General features: G+C 39.5%; 21 protein-coding genes, 4 tRNA genes and 1 other RNA gene. 1 reads left to right on the top strand and 25 read right to left on the bottom strand.

All coding sequences use genetic code 11. The annotated features are described in order from the left end of the window. Positions 1-28: 28 nt before the first annotated feature. The 5 genes from EV203_RS08940 to EV203_RS08920 form a co-directional block, all read right to left on the bottom strand. Positions 29-105, bottom strand: a tRNA-Val gene (locus EV203_RS08940). 51 nt (positions 106-156) lie between these two features. Next, complete coding sequence (gene pepV, locus EV203_RS08935; RefSeq protein ID WP_011025942.1) at positions 157-1,551, bottom strand: dipeptidase PepV; 1,395 nt, start codon at positions 1,549-1,551, stop codon at positions 157-159. 71 nt (positions 1,552-1,622) lie between these two features. Continuing rightward, a complete protein-coding gene (locus tag EV203_RS08930; RefSeq protein ID WP_011025943.1) occupies positions 1,623-2,708 on the bottom strand; it encodes a glycosyl hydrolase family 18 protein in 1,086 nt (361 codons plus the stop codon). A gap of 414 nt (positions 2,709-3,122) precedes the next feature. Further along, positions 3,123-3,992, bottom strand: coding sequence for a spermine/spermidine synthase domain-containing protein (locus tag EV203_RS08925; protein ID WP_243700642.1), 870 nt, complete (start codon positions 3,990-3,992; stop codon positions 3,123-3,125). A gap of 229 nt (positions 3,993-4,221) precedes the next feature. Further along, positions 4,222-4,298, bottom strand: a tRNA-Val gene (locus EV203_RS08920). 134 nt (positions 4,299-4,432) lie between these two features. Here EV203_RS08920 and EV203_RS08915 point away from each other — a divergent pair. Continuing rightward, positions 4,433-5,173 (top strand): DUF72 domain-containing protein, encoded by a 741-nt coding sequence (locus EV203_RS08915; RefSeq protein ID WP_011025946.1) that lies wholly within the window; start codon positions 4,433-4,435, stop codon positions 5,171-5,173. On the opposite strand, the gene EV203_RS08910 is transcribed toward EV203_RS08915, so the two are convergent. The 20 genes from EV203_RS08910 to EV203_RS08820 all read right to left on the bottom strand — a co-directional run bounded on the left by EV203_RS08910 (position 5,154) and on the right by EV203_RS08820 (position 22,079). Then, the gene (locus tag EV203_RS08910) at positions 5,154-6,113 is read right to left on the bottom strand and encodes a type I phosphomannose isomerase catalytic subunit (protein WP_132040149.1); all 960 of its coding nucleotides are present in this window, start codon (positions 6,111-6,113) and stop codon (positions 5,154-5,156) included. The two genes, EV203_RS08915 and EV203_RS08910, sit on opposite strands and share 20 nt — an antisense overlap. A gap of 59 nt (positions 6,114-6,172) precedes the next feature. Beyond that, positions 6,173-6,871, bottom strand: a complete 699-nt coding sequence (gene deoD, locus EV203_RS08905; RefSeq protein WP_011025948.1) for a purine-nucleoside phosphorylase — start codon at positions 6,869-6,871, stop codon at positions 6,173-6,175. Positions 6,872-7,046: 175 nt separating this feature from the next. After that, positions 7,047-7,401: RNase P RNA component class A (gene rnpB, locus EV203_RS08900), an RNA gene on the bottom strand. A 73-nt stretch (positions 7,402-7,474) separates the two neighbouring features. Next, positions 7,475-8,590, bottom strand: a complete 1,116-nt coding sequence (locus tag EV203_RS08895; protein ID WP_041587178.1) for a Nif3-like dinuclear metal center hexameric protein — start codon at positions 8,588-8,590, stop codon at positions 7,475-7,477. Beyond that, positions 8,550-9,254: a tRNA (adenine(22)-N(1))-methyltransferase gene (locus EV203_RS08890; RefSeq protein WP_132040147.1), complete on the bottom strand. Its 705-nt coding sequence runs from the start codon at positions 9,252-9,254 to the stop codon at positions 8,550-8,552. Before EV203_RS08890 ends, EV203_RS08895 begins: the two co-directional genes overlap by 41 nt. Positions 9,255-9,317: 63 nt before the next feature. Then, a tRNA-Ile gene (locus tag EV203_RS08885) sits at positions 9,318-9,393 on the bottom strand. Positions 9,394-9,399: 6 nt separating this feature from the next. Beyond that, positions 9,400-9,474: transfer RNA gene (locus EV203_RS08880), tRNA-Asn, on the bottom strand. Between the two features lie 52 nt (positions 9,475-9,526). After that, positions 9,527-10,606 (bottom strand): RNA polymerase sigma factor RpoD, encoded by a 1,080-nt coding sequence (rpoD, locus tag EV203_RS08875; protein ID WP_041587179.1) that lies wholly within the window; start codon positions 10,604-10,606, stop codon positions 9,527-9,529. A 13-nt stretch (positions 10,607-10,619) separates the two neighbouring features. Further along, positions 10,620-12,422, bottom strand: a complete 1,803-nt coding sequence (gene dnaG / locus EV203_RS08870) for a DNA primase (protein ID WP_132040145.1) — start codon at positions 12,420-12,422, stop codon at positions 10,620-10,622. A gap of 96 nt (positions 12,423-12,518) precedes the next feature. Continuing rightward, positions 12,519-13,538, bottom strand: coding sequence for a deoxyguanosinetriphosphate triphosphohydrolase (locus EV203_RS08865; RefSeq protein WP_011025953.1), 1,020 nt, complete (start codon positions 13,536-13,538; stop codon positions 12,519-12,521). Positions 13,539-13,597: 59 nt separating this feature from the next. Beyond that, positions 13,598-13,837 (bottom strand): preprotein translocase subunit SecG, encoded by a 240-nt coding sequence (gene secG, locus EV203_RS08860; RefSeq protein WP_011025954.1) that lies wholly within the window; start codon positions 13,835-13,837, stop codon positions 13,598-13,600. 127 nt (positions 13,838-13,964) lie between these two features. Then, a complete protein-coding gene (gene eno, locus EV203_RS08855) occupies positions 13,965-15,254 on the bottom strand; it encodes a phosphopyruvate hydratase (RefSeq protein WP_132040144.1) in 1,290 nt (429 codons plus the stop codon). Between the two features lie 25 nt (positions 15,255-15,279). After that, positions 15,280-16,026 (bottom strand): triose-phosphate isomerase, encoded by a 747-nt coding sequence (tpiA, locus tag EV203_RS08850; protein WP_011025956.1) that lies wholly within the window; start codon positions 16,024-16,026, stop codon positions 15,280-15,282. 14 nt (positions 16,027-16,040) lie between these two features. Next, a complete protein-coding gene (locus EV203_RS08845; protein WP_011025957.1) occupies positions 16,041-17,225 on the bottom strand; it encodes a phosphoglycerate kinase in 1,185 nt (394 codons plus the stop codon). 66 nt (positions 17,226-17,291) lie between these two features. After that, a complete protein-coding gene (gene gap, locus EV203_RS08840; protein WP_132040143.1) occupies positions 17,292-18,299 on the bottom strand; it encodes a type I glyceraldehyde-3-phosphate dehydrogenase in 1,008 nt (335 codons plus the stop codon). A gap of 50 nt (positions 18,300-18,349) precedes the next feature. Further along, a complete protein-coding gene (locus EV203_RS08835; protein WP_132040142.1) occupies positions 18,350-19,372 on the bottom strand; it encodes a sugar-binding transcriptional regulator in 1,023 nt (340 codons plus the stop codon). A gap of 118 nt (positions 19,373-19,490) precedes the next feature. Beyond that, on the bottom strand, positions 19,491-20,327 hold the full coding sequence (rpoN, locus tag EV203_RS14435) for an RNA polymerase factor sigma-54 (protein ID WP_279432261.1): 837 nt from the start codon (positions 20,325-20,327) through the stop codon (positions 19,491-19,493). After that, a complete protein-coding gene (locus EV203_RS14430) occupies positions 20,257-20,847 on the bottom strand; it encodes an RNA polymerase factor sigma-54 (RefSeq protein ID WP_279432260.1) in 591 nt (196 codons plus the stop codon). Before EV203_RS14430 ends, rpoN begins: the two co-directional genes overlap by 71 nt. Positions 20,848-20,968: 121 nt before the next feature. Continuing rightward, positions 20,969-21,241 carry an acylphosphatase gene (locus EV203_RS08825; RefSeq protein WP_011025961.1) on the bottom strand — a complete coding sequence of 91 codons (273 nt, stop codon included), beginning with the start codon at positions 21,239-21,241 and terminating at the stop codon, positions 20,969-20,971. A gap of 16 nt (positions 21,242-21,257) precedes the next feature. Beyond that, on the bottom strand, positions 21,258-22,079 hold the full coding sequence (locus EV203_RS08820; protein WP_009611199.1) for a Cof-type HAD-IIB family hydrolase: 822 nt from the start codon (positions 22,077-22,079) through the stop codon (positions 21,258-21,260). Positions 22,080-22,127: the final 48 nt, after the last annotated feature.

Raw genomic sequence — 22,127 nt, 5'->3', positions numbered from 1 at the left:
TAGGACCGTCAAAGTCTTAATTTTACTATGGTGGGGTCAACAGGAGTCGAACCTGTGACCTCTGCGATGTGAGCGCAGCGCTCTGACCAGCTGAGCTATGACCCCACCGCTTCTTTATTTATTATAATACAATTTCAAAGCACATGCAAGGAGATTTTATTTGGCAAGTTCATATATTGCGTGAGCGTAAATTTTTGCGTTTAATATCAGGTCTTCAATTTCTATGTACTCATCAGCCTGATGAGCCAGCTCTGGTTTTCCTGGGAAAACAGGACCAAAAGCTACAGTATTCGGCATTTCTTTGGCATAAGTTCCACCACCTATAGCCAAAAGCTCTGCTTTCTGTCCCGTCTGCTCTTCATAAACCTTACTTAAAATCTTTATCAAGGGATGATCAGGTGGGAAATACAAAGGCGGCTGGTGCAGCATATCCTCTATTCTCATACCCTGACCTTTTATCTTCTCCTCAAAAATGTTCATCCAGTCTTCATACTTGTGCTTGACAGGATATCTTATATTCAATCCCAATACTCCCTTGTCCTCATCTATCGAAACAGTTCCCACATTAAAGGTGAGCTCTCCTGTCTCATCTTTTAGGTATATTCCAAAAGTTTTGCCATTAGTCTCCATGCCAACATTCGTCGCAAAGAAGTGTATAAAGTCCTTCACATCGCTTTCATCTAAATTTATTCTATCCAAAAAGAGGAATAGTTGCATTATTGCGTTTTTCCCGAGATGTGGAAGGCTTCCATGGGCAGGTATCCCAAAAGACTTTATTACTAAATCGCCTTCCTTCTCCTCAAATTTAAGGTCATACCCCGTTTCTCTTACAAAAGCTTCTAATTCATTCAAAATCTCTTTCTTGGTATTTTCCTCTTCAACCTTAAGCCTCGCCTCACAGTAACCGGGGACCACATTGGGCCTTTCTCCACCTTTGATGTATTTTACCACTATTCTACTTGGCTTTTTATTAAAATCTTTGACCACATTGAACATTGTTATTCCTTTTTCTGCATGTATAATCGGGTACTGTGCATCAGGAGTAAAGCCCATTGTGGGAGCTTCATCGTGTTCCAGATAATATTTTATCTCATGGGACCCTGTTTCTTCATTAGTCCCGAAAATAATCCTCACTCTTTTCGAAAGCTTAAGGCCTGCATCTTTTATGGCTTTTAGGCCATATAAAGCAGCGATTATTGGCCCTTTGTCGTCCACAGTACCTCTCCCATATATCTTTCCGTCGTGTATCTCAGCTCCATAGGGCGGATATGTCCACCCATCCCCTTCAGGCACTACATCCAGGTGCCCCAGCACTGCAATCATTTCTTCTCCTTCACCGTACTCTGCATACCCTATATAGCCGTCCAGGTTCTTAGTTTTAAATCCCAACCTTTCTGCAATTTCAAGCGCTTTCTCTAGCGCTCTTGCAACGCCTTCTCCGTACGGCATACCTGGTTTCGGTTCATCCTGCACGCTTTTTATTCTGACTAATTCCTGAACGGATTTTATGATTTCATCCCTCATGCTGTCTATGTAAGAGTTTAAATCCATAAAAATCCCCCCAACAAATTGGTAATTTACATATCTATTATATACTCAAACTTAAATGTTTTCAACATTTTTTACCGCGCACCTATTTTCTGGTCAATTACTTTCCAGAAAGAGGGGGTTTCAAAACCAATCCTCCACACACATATTCCATGGAGATTATACCTTTTTGCCACTTCTATTTTTTCTGCCAATGTATATGAATTCTCAAACCAAACCTCCCTTGTGGTACCGGTTATTTTGTCATAGTAAGTATAGTAGGGTTCTTGGTACTTATCACTCCATTTTATCTCAATCCCCTGAAGTTTTGCCTTTGTCATGATTTCTTTGGTAGGCCTTGAGAAACCTCCGCTTTTGCTTGCAGGCCAGTCATAGCCATAAGTAGCAACCCCAAGGCATATCTGCTCAGGCTTAAACCCTTCATTGAGGGCATCCTTTACATTATACTCTACCCACTGTTCCGGTGAAACAGGACCAGGAGGAGTAGAAGCATTATGCCTGTCATAAGTCATCAATGTAACGTGGTCCACCAAATGCGCTAGTTCTCTATAATCGTATATTCCGGATATTTCTTTTGGCACTTGATAGTGAGGTATAACTGATATGTCCAATATTTTTCCTTCTTTTTTGACAAGAGGCTTTAACTTAGCCACAAAGGCCGTCAGATAATCCTTGTCCTTTACATAATTCTTTTCTCCATGAGGTATGAACTCAAAGTCTATGTTGTACCCGTCAAAATCGTGCTTTTTTAGAAGAACTACCAATTGAGAGATGACTTTGTCGCGAATATTGGGGTCTAAAAGCACTTCATCCTTGCTATTGGCAACATTCACCAGGGGAACTACTTTTATACCCTGTTTTTTGGCGTAGTTTAAGGCCTGCGGATTAGTAGAGTCCTTTACTGTCCCATCTCCCTCAACTGTTAGCCAAAGCGGTGAAAGCGTATCTATGTATTTGGAATATCTCACTAGAGACTGATAAGAATTGTCATACCCTTGAGAATCCATGTAAAATCCCACAACTTGCAATTTCTTACCCTTAACCCCAGCAAAAGGCTTAAAAAACTGTTTTTGTGTCCCACTCTTGCATCCATTTAAAAAAATCAAACTGACCACTATAAAAATTACCAAAATTGTCATTATGAGATTTTTTCTCTTCATAAAAAGGCATAACCTCCTCACTTTTGTGATTCGGTTATATATTTTGCAAGAAGTGAAAATTTTATGTATAAAAAACTAAGTATAACCTTTCGTCAAAGTTTCATCTAATCTTGCAATTTCTTAAATTAAAAAGGGGTACTATCATACCCCTACAGTTTGTTGACAAAGTCTTTCTTATTTAAGTGGCATTTTGTGTTAATGCTCCAGAGTTGCAAAGCGACTAAACTAAGGCTCACTTTTCGGGCTCAGGCGGGGTACCGGCCAATTCGCCTTTCAGGCTCAGGTGGCCGCTCGCTTTGCTCGCCCCGCCTTCGCTCCTCAAGTTCGCCAAGTTTAGTTACCGCTTTGACAACAAGTCGCATTTACACACAAAATGCCACTTCTTTATTTTGTCAACAGTCTGAAGGGGTACTATCATACCCCTAGTTTTTCTCTCAAAGGCTTAGCTAGAGTAAAAATCCTTTCATTTGTATATTCATCGTAATACTTAAGGTCACGGGGGATTTCATGCCTTGGGGTTAAGTCTTTAATTCCTTTCAGAGCCACAAAAAAAGTCCACAAATCGCTAAAAGAGGGGATGTAATCGGCATAGGGAATTACAAAAGGAAATACTTCTTTGAGAATCTCATAGATGTGGCAAAAGCCGACATTTTTAACTTTCGAAAAAGCTGATGTCCCCTGCACTACCACAGTAGCTTTTTCGCCTAAAATTTCATAAAGCCTTTTATAAAAGTCTAACTGGTGAACACTCCTAGCAGGCCCATCTAAATCATCTGTTACATCTACTATAGCTACATCAAAGGGTTCGCCTCTATAATTTTTTATAAATTCTGCTACATCTTGATATACAAGTCTCACACGCTTGTCATCAATAGGTGTTTTACCCAAGTGTTTCTGACAGAGGGCAACTACTTCTTTATCTATATCAACACCTATTACCTCTTTTACTGTCGGGTATTTTAAAACTTCTCTTACGCTCTTCCCCTCTCCTACCCCGCATATCAAAACTCTCTTAGGAGAAGGGTGAACACGCATAGCTGGATGCACCAAAAGTTCATGGTATATAAATTCATCTGATTCTGTTGACTGAAGGCTGCCGTCTAAAAATAAACTCTTTCCCCAAGTTTCAAGTTCTACAATGTCTATCTTCTGATACGGTGACTGATGTTCCATAATAACAGACTTTACTTTGTAAACTCTATAGCCTCCTTCCACATCTGGCTCCCAGTAAAACTCTTTAGATGAGTCCAATCCCCACTTTCCATTTAGATTTTTCAACCCCACTCCCACCTCCAATTTTAATATCACGCCTTAAAATATTATACCATATTGAAAAGTATTCGCCAAACAGCTCCAGGAATTATTGCCTTATAATTCCATAAATTAAGCATGAAAAAAACCAAGTCACCAGAATAAAGCTGAAAAAATTCTGGCACCAAAATGGCATCAAAACAGCAAAAAAAGTAAAAAAAAAAACGGGCTCTCGTGAGCCCTGAAAGCCTTCATTTTCATATGGTGGGGTCAACAGGACTTGAACCTGTGGCCTCTACGATGTCAACGTAGCGCTCTAACCAGCTGAGCTATGACCCCATCATCTGTCTGTTTTTATTATAATACAATCTCTTAAGATATGCAACTCCCTAATTGACAAAACTATTGTCATATAGATTTTTTGTGTTGTATCATACTCTTAAAAGCAACACATTCTGAAAGGAGGAAAAAAGATGGGGAAAAAGCTCTACATAGGGACATCCGGTTGGGCATACTCCCACTGGAAAGAAATTTTTTATCCTTCTAACCTTCCTTATGAAGAAAGGCTTAGCTTTTATTCAAAGCATTTTCTGAGCGCTGAAGTAAATTCTTCTTTCTACCACTTACCTCAAGAAAAAACTTTGATGAAATGGTATACCTCTACTCCTGAAGGTTTCATCTTTTCTGTAAAAGCCTCCCGCCACATAACTCACTTAAAAAAACTTTGTGATGTGGAAGAAGCGTGGAACAATTTCAAAAAAAGGATAGACCTGTTGAAGGACAAGTTAGGACCTATTCTCCTGCAATTCCCTCCAAGTTTTAAAAAAGACCAAGAAAATGTAGAAAAAATCATAAACTTTTTAAGAGGGAAAGAAAACTACAAATTTGCCTTGGAATTCAGGCATAAAAGCTGGCTTGATGAAGAAGTCTATGACCTTATGAGGAAATTGAAAGTCGCCTGGGTAATAGCAGATTCCTCCCGGTATCCTAAGGCAAAAGTTGTCACAGCAGATTTTGCTTACATTAGAATGCATGGGCCTGAAGCTTTGTTCAGTTCCTCCTATTCAGAAGAAGAACTTGAGGAATTGGCAAAAGACATAGAAGAATATTTAAAAAATTGCGATGAAATTTACGTGTATTTCAACAATGACGTCAACGGCTGCGCAATTCAAAATGCCAAAACTTTAATAAAACTCACGGCACATATGCTTTGAGAAATTTAGCTTTTCCTTTAACTTTGTATTTATCTACAAAAGCGGGTATGACAATAGTTTCTCCTGCCTTTACTACTTTTGTCCCTTCTTCCCACTCTACCTCTAATATGCCTTCCACAGAAGTAAGAGTTTCAAATCTGTCATAAGTTTCAAACTCCATTTTTTCAGCCAGTTCAATTATCTCAACGTTAAAATATGGGGATTCAACTGCTCTTGCAATACGCCCTCCTTTTATTTCTTCAAACATAGGCACTATCTTATCTGATTTGAGTTCAAAATCTATTACATCAAGTGCTTTATCTACATGGAGCTCTCTTTTTCTGCCTTTTTCGTCCACTCTGTTGTAGTCATAGACCCTGTAGGTCAAATCGGAATTCTGCTGAATTTCGCATATCAAAATGCCTTCGCCTATCGCATGTACCATCCCAGCAGGAATGTAGACAACATCTCCCGCCTTGACTTCTACTTCTTTTAGACATTCTTCTAGTCTTTCCTCTTCTAAAAGTTTTATAAATTCTTCTCTTGTGGTACCTTCTTTTAGACCACAGACCAATTTGGCACCCGGCCTAGCATCTATTATGTACCACATCTCTGTCTTACCCGAATCACCATTTTCGTACTTGTAGGCGTATTCGTCATCAGGGTGAACTTGAACTGAGAGTTTATCCTGCGCATCTATGATTTTTATGAGGAGAGGAAACCTTTCGTATTTTTTCCCCTTCCCATAGAGACTTTCAGCAAATTCCAACGCCACATCGCTTATCTTTTTCCCGTCAAATTCTCCTCCATCAATTACACTAACTGCCGTCCTATTGTCAGACACTGTCCAGAGTTCCCCTATTTTTTTGCCTTCAGGAATATCAAACCCAAACCTCTCTTTTAAAGCAGTTCCTCCCCATATTCTCTCCATAAATATTGGCTTAAACTTAAGAGGTTCCATAAAATATCTCTCCTTTCTAAATAGATAATAGTAAAGTGGCATTTTCAAATGCCACTTTACTATGCAATCTCCAGAGCAATCTTAACCATGTCCATGAAAGTTTTCTGCCTCTCCTCAGCTGAGGTCGCTTCACCTGTAACCAAACTGTCGCTTACAGTAAGTATAGTAAGAGCATCAACCCCATACTTGGCAGCCAAAGTGTAAAGCCCCGCTGTCTCCATTTCTACAGCCAACACTCCAAATTTTGCCCAAAGCCTCCAGCTCTCTGGGTCGTCATGGTAGAAAGTATCTGTAGTAAGTATATTTCCAACTTTTGGCTCTATCCCCATTTCAACAGCCTTGTCATAGGCTTTTTTCAAAAGCTTAAAACTTGCCGTAGGAGCGTAATCCATTCCATTAAAACGTATTTTATTTATAGCAGAGTCAGTTGAGGCGCTCATAGCAATCACAATATCTCTTATCTTTATGTCTGGCTGTAATGAACCGCATGTACCTATTCTTATCAAGTTTTTCACGCCGTAACTTGTTATAAGTTCATTCACATAAATGGATATAGAAGGCACCCCCATTCCTGTTCCTTGCACTGACACTCTTTTCCCCTTGTAATATCCGGTGAAGCCGTACATACCTCTGACTTCATTGTAGCACTTTGCATCTTCCAGTAAATTTTCTGCTATATATTTAGCCCTCAATGGGTCTCCCGGAAGCAGTACTGTTTCGGCAATGTCTCCTTCTTTTGCTCCAATATGTATGCTCATGTATTTCCTCCTCTCTATGAGTTTCGCTAAATATAATATTAACAAAAAAACGTTTTTAAATCAAACAAAAAGTAAAAAACGACAAAAACCCCTTTAACAAACTATTCACAATTTTTGTGCTGGCAAAATAGTGGCAAATAAAAAATCCCGTCCCCGGGAAAGCAGAATTTTTCAGCATGTGAGCAAGTCCGTAAGCCGAGTTCTGTTTTAGATGGCCATCTATCTAGGGTATCAGTTGCCTGATACCTCTAGCGGCTTAACCCGAGGGAAATGGCGGGCCACCTACTCCCTCCTATTTGCCTTGCTCCGGGTGGGGTTTACCTAGCCAGCCGGTCGCCCGGCTGCTGGTGCGCTCTTACCGCACCGTTGCACCCTTACCCGACGCCTTTGAAAGCGTCAGGCGGTCTACATTTCTGTGGCACTTTCCTTGGAGTCGCCTCCACCGGGTGTTACCCGGCACCCTGCCCTGTGGAGCTCGGACTTTCCTCGTGCGAGGCAAATGCCTCGCCCGCGGCCATCCGACTTACTCACATGCATTGTATATCATTTTTTATATCAGACAATGATATATTACCACAGGCTTTTGCTATTGTCAAGCCTTACTTAAAGGCATGTAAAAGGGTCTTTTTGAACTTCACTTACAAAGACCTCTATTTCATGCCCTTGTTTTTGAGTTTCATCAATCAAGTATTCTGCGATAAACCTCACTGCTATGTTTTCTGTGGCAAAATGGCCAGCATCAATCAAAGCTAAACCGAGGTGCTGGGCTTCTACCGCATCGTGATAGCCTATATCGGCAGTTATTAAAACATCCGCTCCTTTCATAACAGCCTTATGAATTAGGCTTGCACCACTTCCACCGCATACAGCAACTTTTTTAACTCTTCTTTCTAAATCGCCAACCACCTTGAGAGATTCAGCTTTAAGCTTTGCTTTGACCTTTAAGGCTAATTCTTTCAAAGTCGTCTCTTCAATGACTCCTATTCTTCCAAGTCCGTACTCTTCCCTGAGATTTGCCAGTGAATAAACGTCATAAGCAACTTCTTCATAGGGATGGACTCTTAGCATGGCGTTTATCACTTTATCCAAATATTTTTGTGGAACTACTGTTTCCAGTCTTATTTCTTCTACCTTTTCTAACTTCCCTACTTCCCCAATAAATGGGTCGGCTCCCTCCATAGGTTTGAAAGTGCCTGTGCCTTCTACCTGAAAAGTGGAATCGCTGTAATTTCCTATAAAACCTGCTCCTGCGCTGCACATGGCATTCCGCACTACATCTTCATATCCCTTGGGCACGTACACAACGACTTTTTTATAATCTTCTGAATATGTGACATCTAGAACTTCTCTTTCGTAAATCCCCAATATATTGCACAAGATGTCATTCATGCCATTTGGTGCTATATCAAAAGAAGTATGAGCTGCATAAAGGGAAATCTCATGTTTGATAAGTTTCATGACAAGCATGCCGACTGGCGTATCGGATCTGACAGATTTTATAGACTTAAAAATCAGCGGATGATGAGTCACAATCATATCTACTTTTTTCTCTATAGCTTCTTCAACAACTTCATGAGTGGCATCAAGTGCTACTAGTATCTTCGAAACATCCTGTAAAGGGTCTCCTACAATTAACCCCACATTGTCCCAATCCTGGGCAAATTTGCGCGGCGCAAGCCTATCCATTATAGAAACTATTGTTTGGCATTTCACTGCCATCGCCCAACACCTCAAGCTTTTTTATTTTCTCTTCTAAGCCTTTTCTCTTTGGATCTCCAGGTGGAATTTTATTCAAAATCCTTCGAATTTTTTGTATCTTGTAAAGCAAAAACTCTTTAAGAAGGGGATGATTTTTTTCTACGAGTTTTGGCCCTATTTCGTAATATACGTCATTTTCAATCTTTTGTCTACCATGTTCTGCTATTATAATCTCATAAAACTTGCCTCTTTCTTTTACTAAATCTTCCTCAGAAATTTTATAGCCGTTCTGAACTAGATATCTCCTTAATTTATCAGCATCCCTCATTGGCTGAAAAATGAATTTTTTTATAGTTTGTGCTATCTCTTTCCCTTCTGTGAGGATTTTTATTATCAAAAGCCCACCCATACCTGCAATAATCGCAACTTCCACCTCTCCAGGTGTGAGCACCTTTAATCCGTCCCCTAATCTGGTCTCTATAAACATCTCTAAGTTTTTATTTTTTATATTGTCAATCGCCTTCTGAAGGGAACCGCAATTTAAATCAGTTGCTATAACGTATTTAGCAATTTTATTCTCAACAAGATAAATGGGTATAAACCCATGGTCAGTGCCAATATCAGCTACTCTTACCTCTGGCGGAATGTATTTAGTGATAGCTTTTAGACGCTCTGGAAGTCTCATACAATCCTCCAAAACAAAAAAATAAAAAGCATTTGACAACCTCAAATGCTTTTTTTATCGAGATGGTGGGCCTTCAGGGATTCGAACCCCGGACCAATCGGTTATGAGCCGACCGCTCTGCCAGCTGAGCTAAAGGCCCAAAAAGTGGCTCCTCAGGTAGGATTCGAACCTACAACCTGCCGGTTAACAGCCGGCTGCTCTACCCTTGAGCTACTGAGGAATACGCTAATATTAATTATAATGATTTTTGCGAGATTGTCAAGAAGCCATCATCAATCGAGAAAATCTTTTAATTTTTTGGACCTTGAAGGATGCCTCAATTTTCTCAAAGCTTTTGCTTCAATCTGCCTTATTCTCTCTCTTGTGACGTTAAATTCTTTGCCAACTTCTTCAAGAGTTCTAGCTCGTCCATCGTCAAGTCCAAACCTTAACCGCAATACCTTCTCCTCCCTAGGAGTCAGCGTATCTAAAACATCCATGAGTTGCTCTTTCAGCATGGTGTAAGCTGCAGCTTCTGCAGGAGCCGGAGCATCTTCATCAGGTATGAAATCTCCCAAGTGACTGTCTTCCTCTTCACCTATAGGAGTCTCAAGAGAAACTGGTTCTTGAGCTATTTTGAGAATTTCTCTGACTTTTTCTTCAGGCATTCCCATTTCTTTTGCCAATTCTTCAGGGGTAGGTTCACGGCCTAATTCCTGGAGCAATTGCCTTTGCACCCTTATCAATTTGTTTATAGTTTCTACCATGTGCACAGGAATTCTTATCGTCCTAGCTTGATCAGCTATAGCTCTAGTTATAGCCTGTCTGATCCACCATGTAGCATAGGTGCTGAATTTATACCCTTTTCTGTAGTCAAATTTTTCTACGGCCTTCAAAAGCCCGAGATTACCCTCTTGTATCAAGTCTAAAAAGAGCATGCCACGCCCTACGTACCTTTTTGCAATGCTTACCACCAACCTCAAATTAGCTTCTATCAGGCGCTTTTTCGCTTCTTCATCTCCCTGCTCTATTCTTTTTGCCAATTCAATTTCTTCTTCTGGAGTGAGTAGAGGTATCTTGCCGATTTCTTTGAGGTACATCCTCACAGGGTCATCTATGCTGACTCCCTCAGGAAGAGAGAGGTCGTCCAAATTGAGGTCCTCTTCTGATATTTCTTCCTGTCGGGGTTCATCTCCTACTATTTCTATTCCCATATCTTCAAAAGTGTCATATACTTTTTCGATTTGGTCAGGATTTAAATCTATATCCTCAAGGGAGTCCATTATTTCATTGTAAGTGAGCATTCCGGTTTTTTTCCCTTTATTTATAAGTTCATTAATGGCTTCTCTTGCTAATTCTTCATTGTTACTCATAGATTTCCCCTCCCTATGGGTTTCTCTCTTTCTGCCCATCTTTTATCTTAAGCATCTCCTTTTCACAATTTTGAAGTTTAATAAGAAGCTCTCTCTCTTTTTCTACATCCCCCAGAAGATGAGCATTTAATATCTCTTTTCTTATCTCTTCTCTCTTTCTTGCAAGATTATTTAGCAAAATCTTCTGCAGGATGTCATCCACCATTTGCGAAAGGTCCTCCGCTTCAAAAAGGGCTTTTACTATATCGTTAAAATCTGAAATTAAGTTATCTTCCTCCTGAATAAGGTATACTATATCTTTTATTTGAACCTGTTTTCCTCCCTCTAAACTCGATACTATTTCCTCAAAGATAGGTTTTAACTTGGAGTCCTCCAACATATCCGGTTTAATTACACCTTTTATCTTGTGATACAAATTATTATCGTGTAAAAGCAATGCAATTAAGTACTTTTCTGGTGATATTTTACTGCTACTGTATATATTATGCCTTATATTGCCAGTCCTATACATAAATTTTTGTTTTTTTTCGGTTTCCCTCTTGACAAATCGGTCAACCTCTGTTCTAACAGCATTTTCAGGTATTTGAGCAGTTTTAGCAGCAGCTGAAATATAAACTTCTCTTTTCACTTCGTCAGAAATTTTTGCTATTTCACTTGCAATTTTTTTAACATATATTATTCTATCTTCAACTTTTTCAAAGTCAAGACCTTTTTTGAAAATTTTCGACTTAAACTCTATCAAACTTTCAGCATTTTCAACAAGCCTTTTAAAGGCTTCACTTCCTTCTTTTTTAATAAATTCGTCAGGGTCTTTCCCTTCAGGTATGCTCAGCACTTTTATATTTATATTCAATTTTTCTAGAATGTCAAGTCCCCTCAACGTAGCATTAACCCCAGCTTCATCAGCATCATAAGCAATCACGACATTTTTCTTGTATCTTTTTATAAGCCTTGCCTGATCTTCAGTCAAAGCGGTCCCCAAAGACGCAACAGCACAGTCAATACCTGCCTGATGCAGAGAAATTGCATCCATATATCCTTCCACTATTATAAACTTGTCATCTTGGGTTTTTTTCGCAAAGTTTATAGCAAAAAGAGTCTTGCCTTTTTTAAAGATTTCAGTCTCAGGTGTATTAAGATATTTAGGCAAAGAATCATCCAGGGCTCGTCCCCCAAATCCTACTACATTGCCCCTTACATCGATGATAGGAAACATGACCCTATCTTTAAACCTGTCATAGTATTTGCCACTTTTATAAACCACAAGTCCTGCTTTGCTTAAAAAATTTTCTTTATATCCTTTTCCTTTTAAGAAATTAAGGAGGTCATCATTTGAGGGAGCATACCCTATGCCAAATTTTTTTATTGTAGTGCTGCTAAGTCCTCTACTCTTTAAGTATTCTAAAGCTTTGACTCCTTCTTCTGAAAAGAGTTTCCGATGAAAAAACAAAGCAGCTATTTTATTTACTCTGTATATTTCCTCAATTATCTTCTTCCTCTTGGCCTCTTCTTCACTTAAATCTACTTCTTCTAGAGGAATCCCTGCTCTTTCAGCCAAAAATTCAATAGCCTCTTTAAAGCTTAAATTTTCAATATCCATTATAAAGGTCACTACATTGCCACTGGCATTGCAACCAAAACAATGGTATACCTGTTTAGTAGGGCTTACCATAAAAGATGGCGTCTTCTCCCTGTGAAAAGGGCAGAGTCCCCGAAATTCCTTTCCAGCTCTTTTGAGCTCTACATAGTCAGAAATCACATCTACAATGTCATTGGCCTCTATCACCTTTTCAATGGACTCTCTCGTATAAGCCATCAATATCACCTAATTATTCTATTCGACAGAAATTGTTAAATTCCTCTTTTTATGACGTCCAATATATATTCGACAAAAAATTAAAAAATCCTTCTTTTATAAGTCAAAAATATTTTGCTCAAACCACGGGCTAGGCAGAAAAATTTCCTTGTACTTTAAAAGAGCGTATTTATCTGTCATTCCCGCAATATAGTCAGCTACAGCCCTCTCTCTTCCATAAATTTCGGCAAGTCTTACAAACTCTTTAGGCATTTTATCTACATTGTCATAGAAATAATAAAAAAGCTGCTCAACAACTCTTTTGGCTTTTTCTTCATCTCTTTTGGCTTTCGAGCCAATATATACCTTTTCGAACAGAAAAGCCCTTAACTGATATGTCGCCTCATATATCTCCTTGCTCATGGAAACCTCTGGTTTCCCCATGCTGTTATAAATGACATCCCTCACCATTGTGTCTATCCTCTTGCCATGCTTATCCCCCAAAATAGCTATCAAATCCTTCGGCAAATCCTCTGGTTTTAGTACTCTCCCTCTTATAGCATCGTCTATATCGTGATTTATATATGCTATCTTATCAGAAATCTGCACCACTTGCCCTTCCAAAGTACTGGGTTTTCCTCCAGTAGAATGGTTTAATATCCCATCCTTCACTTCCCAAGTAAGATTAAGCCCCTTTCCGTCATTTTCTAAAACTTCTACCACTCTTATGCTCTGCTCGCTGTGTCTGAATCCACCTTTTAAGAGTTTATTTAGGACTTCTTCTCCAGAATGCCCAAAAGGAGTATGACCCAAATCGTGTCCTAAGGCAATCGCTTCTGTCAAGTCTTCATTCAGTCTTAAAGCCCTCGCTATTGTGCGGGCAATTTGTGCTACCTCCAGTGTGTGAGTTAACCTTGTCCTGTAGTGGTCCCCTTCCGGAGAAATAAAAACCTGTGTCTTATGGCTTAATCTTCTAAAGGCTTTACTGTGAATTATTCTGTCCCTATCTCTTTGAAAATCAGTCCTTATGTCGCACTTTTCTTCTTCTCTGGCTCTTCCACGGCTTTCTCGGCTTTTCGCAGCATATGGAGAAAGGAGCTTGTATTCCAGCTCCTCTGTAATTTCTCTAACTTTCATCCGACCACCTGGCCTTTTTAAATAGTAAAAATAAAAACCCATAAAAGGGTTTTTATCGTTTATCTTGCCATCAATATTGTAAGTATTATCGATAAAACTATAAAAAGTGTAGCACCGATTACTGTAAGCCTTTCTAAAGTACCCTCTAAAGTTTTCGCCTTGTGTTTGCCAAAGAAAGTTTCCGCTCCACCAGCAATTACTCCTGAAATTCCTGCACTTTTCCCTTTTTGAAGGAGCACTATAACTATCAAAAATATGCTAACCAGAACCTGCATAACCATAAGCACTGTCGTCAGCATGTTCACACCGCCTCATTTAAAATTTTTAAGCCCAATAATGCCACAGTATATATTATACAAGTACATCTTTTACAAATCAAGAGGAAATTTAGAAAAGGGGACGCGAAAAGTCCCCTTTAAGCTTTTTTTATTTTCTGATGTTGTAGAAAGCATTTTTTCCAGGATACTGGGCCACGCTTCCCAATGCTTCTTCTATTCTTAATAATTGGTTATATTTTGCAACTCTATCGGTCCTTGCTGGAGCACCTGTTTTGATCTGACCTACATTTGTAGCTACTACTAAATCAGCAATAGTTGTATCTTCCGTCTCTCCTGACCTGTGAGATACGATAGCAGTGTAGCCTGCCCTTTTAGCCATTTCAATGGCATCCAATGTCTCTGTCAGAGTACCTATCTGATTGAGCTTTATGAGTATTGAATTTGCAACTCCCATGTTAATGCCTTTTGAGAGCCTTTCCGTATTCGTCACAAATAGGTCGTCTCCTACTAGCTGCACCTTTTTGCCCAATCTTTCAGTTAAGAGTTTCCATCCGTTCCAGTCTTCCTCTGCAAGTCCATCTTCTATAGAAACAATGGGGTATTTGCTGACGAGCTGCTCCCAGAACTCTATCATTTCCTCAGAAGTTCTCACAATTCCCTCTCCTTCAAAATGGTATTTCCCATCTTCTTTGTACATTTCAGTGGCCGCAGGGTCCAACGCTAAAACTATGTCTTCCCCAGGTACATATCCGGCTTTTTCTATAGCCTCAAGTATTACTTTAATTGCCTCTTCATTCGATGTAAGGTTAGGCGCAAAACCTCCCTCATCGCCAACTGTAGTGCTCAATCCCTTGGAGTGAAGCACATTTTTCAGGCTGTGATAAACTTCTGAACACATCCTTAAAGCCTCTTTAAAATTGGGAGCTCCTACAGGCATAATCATAAACTCTTGTATATCTACATTGTTGTCAGCATGCTTTCCGCCATTTAGTATGTTCATCATTGGAACAGGAAGTATCTTAGCATTTACGCCCCCTAAATACTGGTACAGAGGAAGACCCAGCTCTTCTGCTGCCGCTTTTGCAACTGCCAAAGACACACCTAAAATAGCATTTGCTCCTAACTTGCTTTTATTGGGCGTTCCATCCAGTTCAATCATAGCTTTATCAATTGCTACCTGGTCCTGTGCTTCCATACCAATTAATTCTGGCGCAATAATGTCATTTACATTCTGTACTGCTTTCAATACGCCTTTTCCTAAGTATCTTGACTTATCTCCATCTCTTAACTCAATTGCTTCAAAAGCCCCAGTAGAAGCCCCAGACGGTACAGCAGCTCTTCCCACTGCACCACTGTCTAATTCAACTTCTACCTCAATCGTAGGATTGCCACGAGAATCTAATATTTCCCTCGCATAAATATCAATAATTGATGACATACCACTTCCCCTTTCTATGTAAAATTTAGTAATTCACAATCTTTGCAAAATCCTCAGCCACAAGGCTGGCACCGCCAACCAAAGCTCCGTCTATATCGCTTTCTGCCATGAAACCAGAGATGTTATCAGGTTTCACACTTCCTCCGTACTGTATTCTCACCATTTCAGCCTTATCTTTCCCATAAAGTTCTGCTATTGTATTCCTTATAGCTTTTATAACCTCATTGGCGTCCTGTGGAGTAGCATTTTTACCCGTCCCTATTGCCCAAACAGGCTCATAAGCGATGACTACTTTTGTTATATCTTCCTCAGATACGCCTTTTAAAGCTTCCCTTGTCTGAGTTAAAACTACATCGTAAGTTTTTCCTTCCTCTCTTTGAGAAAGAGATTCTCCTACACAGACGATAGGTTTTAAATCGTGTGAAAGGGCAGACAACACTTTTTTATTCACCATTTCATCTGTCTCTTTAAAATACTGCCTTCTTTCAGAATGGCCAATTACCACATAAGTTACTCCTATTTCTTTTAGCATGACAGGTGAAATTTCTCCTGTGTAAGCCCCCTTTTCTTCCCAGAACATGTTTTGTGCTCCCAGCAATATATTAGTACCTTTTATGACTCTAGCAACTTCTGTCAAATCTACAAAAGGGGGAATTACTACTACTTCGGCTTTTGCATCTTTTACTAGAGGAATCAGCTCTTCTACCAATTTCACTGCCTCTGAAGGGGTCTTATGCATTTTCCAATTTCCTGCAATTATAGGCCTTCTCAAAACAAAACACCCCTTTACTTATCATTCAAAATGTCAATTCCCGGCAAGACTTTCCCCTCTAAAAATTCCAGTGACGCACCGCCTCCAGTTGAAATGTGGGTGACTTTATCAGCATAGCCAAGCTGTTCTATGGCAGCTGCAGAATCTCCTCCTCCTACTATTGTTGTACCTTTGCACTCGCTCAAAGCCTTTGCGATAGCTTTTGTACCTTTGGCAAATTCAGGTATTTCAAAAACTCCCATTGGTCCATTCCATACAACTGTCATGGCATGCTTTATCACTTTTGAATACTCTTCTATTGTTTTAGGCCCAATGTCAACTCCTATCTGGTCTTCTGGCATTTTGTCAATGTCAACCACTTCATAAGGTACCCCGGATTTTAACTCTTTCGCGATAACTGTATCAACAGGAAGCATGAAATTTACGCCCTTCTGCTTTGCTTTTTCCATTATTTCCTTTGCTAGTTCAATTTTATCCTCTTCCAAAAGAGATTTCCCTATTTCGTAGCCCTTCGCCTTAATAAAGGTATAAGCCATTCCACCGCCAATTAACAGGCTGTCCACTTTTTCCAGAAGATTTGTTATAACCCCAATTTTATCAGAAACTTTAGCTCCACCTAAAATCGCCACAAAAGGTCTCTTAGGATTCTCCAACGCTTCTCCCATTATAGAAAGCTCTTTTTCAATTAAAAAACCTGCCACTGCTGGAAGATACTTGGCAACTCCTGCAGTAGAAGCGTGAGCCCTGTGAGCAGTGCCAAAAGCATCATTTACGTATATATCTGCTAAAGATGCAAGCTCTTTTGCAAATTCAGGGTCATTCTTCTCCTCTTCTGCATGGAATCTAACATTTTCCAAAAGGAGAACTTCCCCTTCTTTTAAGGCAGCAGCTTTTACCTTAGCATCTTCTCCAATCACATCCTCTGCCATAATTACAGGCTTTTTCAAAAGCTCAGACAGCCTTTTTGCAACAGGCTTTAAAGAGTAATCCGGATTGAATTTCCCCTTAGGTCTCCCCAGGTGAGATACCAGTATCACTTTTGCGTTGTGATTTATTAAATACTCAATGGTGGGAAGAGCTTCTCTTATGCGCCTGTCATCTGTTATGTTTTTATTTTCATCCATCGGCACGTTAAAATCTACTCTAACTAAAACTCTTTTTCCGCTAACGTCTATGTCTCTCACAGTTTTCTTTTTCACTTCAAAAACCTCCCCTATATTAGGATTTAAAGGTCCGGTCCTTGAAGGACGCGGACCTTTGCCCTGCTACATCCTTTCAGCTATATAAAGAGCCAGGTCAACGACTCTGTTGGAGTAACCCCATTCGTTGTCGTACCAGGAAACTACTTTAACGAGTGTGCCCTCCACTACCATTGTGAGAGGAGCATCCACTATTGAAGACCTGTCGTCTCCCTTGTAGTCCACAGAAACCAATGGGTCCTCAGAGTATCCCAAGATACCTTTCATGTATGTCTCAGAAGCTTCCTTCATAGCAGCGTTTACTTCCTCTACCGTGGTTGGAATTTCTACTTCAACCACCAAATCTACAACTGAAACGTTAGGCGTTGGAACTCTCATTGCAAAACCGTTCATCTTGCCTTTTAACTCAGGAATTACCAAGTGGATGGCCTTTGCCGCACCTGTTGTCGTAGGTATTATTGAAACAGCTGCAGCTCTCGCTCTTCTCAAATCACTGTGAGGAAGATCCAATATTCTCTGGTCATTTGTATAAGAGTGAACTGTTGTCATCATACCTTTTTTAATGCGGAATTTGTCATTCAATACTTTTGCAATAGGAGCCAAGCAGTTTGTCGTACATGATGCGTTTGAAATCACATGGTGATTAGCAGGGTCATACATGTGCTCATTTACACCCATCACAATTGTAACATCCTCATTTTTTGCAGGAGCTGTAATTATCACCTTTTTAGCTCCACCGTGTATGTGCTTTATAGCATCCTCTTTGTTAGTAAATCTTCCTGTAGACTCAATTACAATGTCCACTCCCAAATCTCCCCATGGAAGCTTACCTGGGTCTGTTTCCTTGAATATCTTTATCTCTTTCCCATTTACAATTAGAGAGTCATCAGTGTAAGAAACCTCTCCTTCAAATTTCCCTAAGACAGAGTCGTATTTGAGAAGGTGAGCCAATGTTTTAGCATCTGTCAAATCATTGACAGCCACAAATTCTAAATCAGCATTTTTCTTTAAAGCAGCTCTAAACACATTCCTTCCTATTCTTCCAAAACCGTTAATTCCTACTCTAACACCCATTATGTACTCCTCCTTGTTAGTTTTTTTGTTAAACACCTTATAAGGTGTTTTTACACCATTCTTAAAATTTCAAAAGCAGCTCCTTCATCAGTCACGAGCACCTTAACATTTCCACTTCTGCAGGTGGCTAGAATAGCTTCTGCCTTGCTCTTCCCACCAGAAACTCCTATCAAATGCTTTACTGACTTCAAATCATCAATGGTAAGGAAAATACTAGGTGTTGCGTATACTATTTTTCCTTCTTTATCAAAGTAATATCCCAGGCTTTCTGCCACAGCACCTTTCTCCTTTAAAAAATCCTTTATAGACTGTGGAAGATTTCTCCTGTCAGCCATCACATCAGCTCTACCTATTCCAAAGATGAGGATGTCCGCTTTTTTGAGTATATCAACTACTTCTTTTATATCAGGCTCTTTCATAAGGCTTTCTACCGCTTCTTTGCTTAAATGGTCAGGAACATACAACATCTTATATGTACCGCCAAGTTTTTTAGCGAGTATGGAGGCAATCGTGTTAGCCTGTTTTTCTACTTCCCTCCCTAGACCTCCACGAGCAGGAACTACTACTATCTCTGATTGGGCGTACAATTGAGGCATGCCATTTGCAACTTCCAGCACAGTAGATCCGCCTGTTAAAGCTATGACACTGTCATACCTTATTATTTCCCTAAGGTAATTGGCGGCAGATTTGCCAAGCTCTTTTTTTGTCATCGGGTCTTCTTCTGTATTCCCAGGCACTACTATGACTTTTTCCACTTTTAATTTTTCCTCAAGGACTTTCTCTATGTTATCAAGTCCCTTGAGTTCATGTATAAAATCTTTCAAGCTCTCAATCAATTCTTCGCCTTCTTTAGTGACTGTCATGCCCATTGGATTTATATCTATGAGGCCCTGGGACTTCAGAAAAGAAACCTCTGTGCGTATTATCCTTTCTCCTATGTTTAACTGGTGAGAAAGAGCTCGACGACCTATGGGCTGGTTAAAGTAGATGTTTCTCATTATAGCATACCTTTTTTGGAGAAGTTCCATAAGCTCTGGTACTATTTTCTGTTGCAAGGCTATTATATCCTTCATGTCATTTCCCTCTTCAGGACACTTCCCGTCCCGTTATTCTTTAAATGTCCCACCTTTTATAAAAATAACCTCCACCAACTATTTTATACTAATTTCAAACCTTTTTCAATACAAAAACTTAATATCTTTTTCGCTTAAGAGTTGAAGGGATATTGCATTCCTCCCTATATTTTGCCACAGTTCGCCTAGAAATATTTATATTTTTCTCCCTTAAAATCTCTGCTATTTTCTGGTCGCTTAAGGGGTTCGCAGGGTCTTCCTCCTCTATCAACTTTTTAATCAAATTTTTAACAGTTTCAGCTGAAAACTCTTTTCCATTCTTGCTGGGAAGCCCCGACTGGAAGAAAAACTTGAGCTCAAAAGTCCCTCTTGGAGTTTGGACGTATTTTCCGTTGATAGCTCTGCTGACAGTTGACTCATGTATTCCGAGGATATCCGCAACCTGCTTTTGTGTCAAAGGCTTCAAGTAATTTATCCCTTTATCTAAAAACTCTTTCTGAAGGTCAACTATGGTCTTTACAACTTTATACAGCGTTTCCTTTCTGCTCTCTATGCTTTTTATAAGCCACATAGCTGACTGGAGTTTAGAGGTTATATATTTTTTAGCTTCTTCATCAGAACTTTCTAATATGGAATAATAGTAACTGTTAATCCGTAACCTCGGAATATTCGAATCATTTACTAACACCAAATACTCCCCATCCCTTTTTATCACTTCTACATCAGGAACTATATACCCTTCTGCTTCCGGTGCAAAAACGCTTCCCGGTTTGGGATTTAATTTTTTTATCGCATCTACCGCCTTCTGCACCTCTTTTGCAGACACATTGTAAAGCTTTGCTAAGTAAGAATACCTGCCCTCTGCAATATCTTCTAAATGATTTTCAACAAGGTCTTTTATAATTCCTTTGTAATTGCCCTGTGCAAGAAGCTGAAGTTTCAGACACTCCTGCAAATTGCGGGCACCTACACCAGGGGGGGTCAAAAGATTGCACAACAGCCAATGCCTCCAAAACCTCTTCTTCAGTGCACTCCAGCATCTGTGCAATTTCTCTTACATCTTCTTTTAAATAACCACTGGGAGTTAGGCTAAATATTATATACTCGCATATCTTGCGAATCCTAGTAGGAACAGGTGTTATATGAAGTTGAAAAAGAAGATGATCGCTTAAGGCTGGTTTAGCAGACACAAAATTCTCATAATTGAATTCATCCATTTCCTCATCATCAGAATCCCCGTAGTACATCCTCTCTTCCATTTCCCTTATGCTTTTGGCCAATTCTTTGACATCTACCACGTATATATCTTCTTCAACCTCTTCTCTCTCAAGAAGGGGATTATTCTCCAGTTCCTGCTGTATCAATTCATTTAACTCCAGAGCATTTAACTGCAAAATTTCAATAGCCTGTTTTAGCTCTGGAGTCATTATGAGCTTTTGGGTTTGCTGAAGTTTCAGATCAAATTCCATCCTCATACCCATGCACCCTCAATCCGATCTTATACACAAGGTAATTTAATCCACTAAATAGATGAAGCTTTTTAAAATATTATATCACATTTAAACGTTTAAATAAATAAAAAAAGAAAGGAAAACCTCAATAAATGCGAAAATCTTTGTACTGACCTTTATACTCTAACCATCTCTCCTCCACGTTATCCACTCTTGCCCACCTCAAGCCTGTCTTGATAAAATGTATGAGCTCCTTTATGCTCTCCTCATCCCCTTCTGCTACCACTTCAACACTTCCATCGTACAAATTCTCTGCATAGCCCGTAATTCCAAGAGACGTAGCCTTCTGATACACAGAATACCTGAGCCCCACTCCCTGGACATGTCCAGTTATCCTCAAATGAACAGTCTTTTTCATAACAAAATCCCCTCTCTCAAGTTAATATAAATTTTTCAATAACGTGTTTCACCCCATCTTCCATGTTGGACTTTGTGATAAAGTCTGCTACTTTTTTCACTTCATCAATAGCATTCTCCATAGCCACCCCTAATCCCGCAAATTTAATCATTTCTATGTCATTCTCACTGTCTCCAATAGCTATCATCTCTTCTCTAGAGACTCCAAGATATCCTCCAAGAATTTCCAAAGCCCTTCCTTTGCTGACCCCCTTGTTCATGATTTCAATGTTGTCCACGTAAGAGCTGGTAATCTGCACATCTAACCTCTCAGAAAGCTCACTTCTAATTCTTTTTAATAGGTCTGGATCCTCATTGAAAACTATCACTTTCAAAACCCTGTCTTTAAGTTTTTCCGCTTCTTCCAATGGATTTTCTATTTCTTCGACTTCTACTTTTATTTCTGTTTTCAAAAGGGCATTCCATTCAGCATATCTCTGGAATTTATTTGTAATCTCTGGAGTGTACACTGTGGTATCGCTTATCAACTGAAAATAGGTTCCATATTTTTGACAGGTTCTTATCACCTCTATCATGTTGTTGTAATCTAAAATGCTTTCATAGATAGTGTTGTTATCTGGGTCCCTTATCAAAGCTCCATTGCTTGCAATAATATAAGTTCTAAAACCGATCATATCAGCGTAAGCGTAAGCAGAGGCAAACACTCTTCCCGTCGCAATCACTACATACACTCCCTTTTCTCTTGCCCTGTGGAGCGCCTTAATGTTCTCCTCAGAAATTGTCTTATCGTGCCTTAAAAGCGTATCATCCATATCAATAGCAATTAGCTTATACTGCACTTTTTTCAACTCCTTTTGCTATTCTGTTCAGTTATATTATACCTTATT

Origin of the sequence: Caldanaerobacter subterraneus (assembly GCF_004345675.1) — a bacterium.
In the GTDB taxonomy this organism is placed as follows: Bacteria; Bacillota; Thermoanaerobacteria; order Thermoanaerobacterales; family Thermoanaerobacteraceae; genus Thermoanaerobacter; species Thermoanaerobacter subterraneus.
This window is presented reverse-complemented; position numbering and strand designations above follow the sequence as displayed.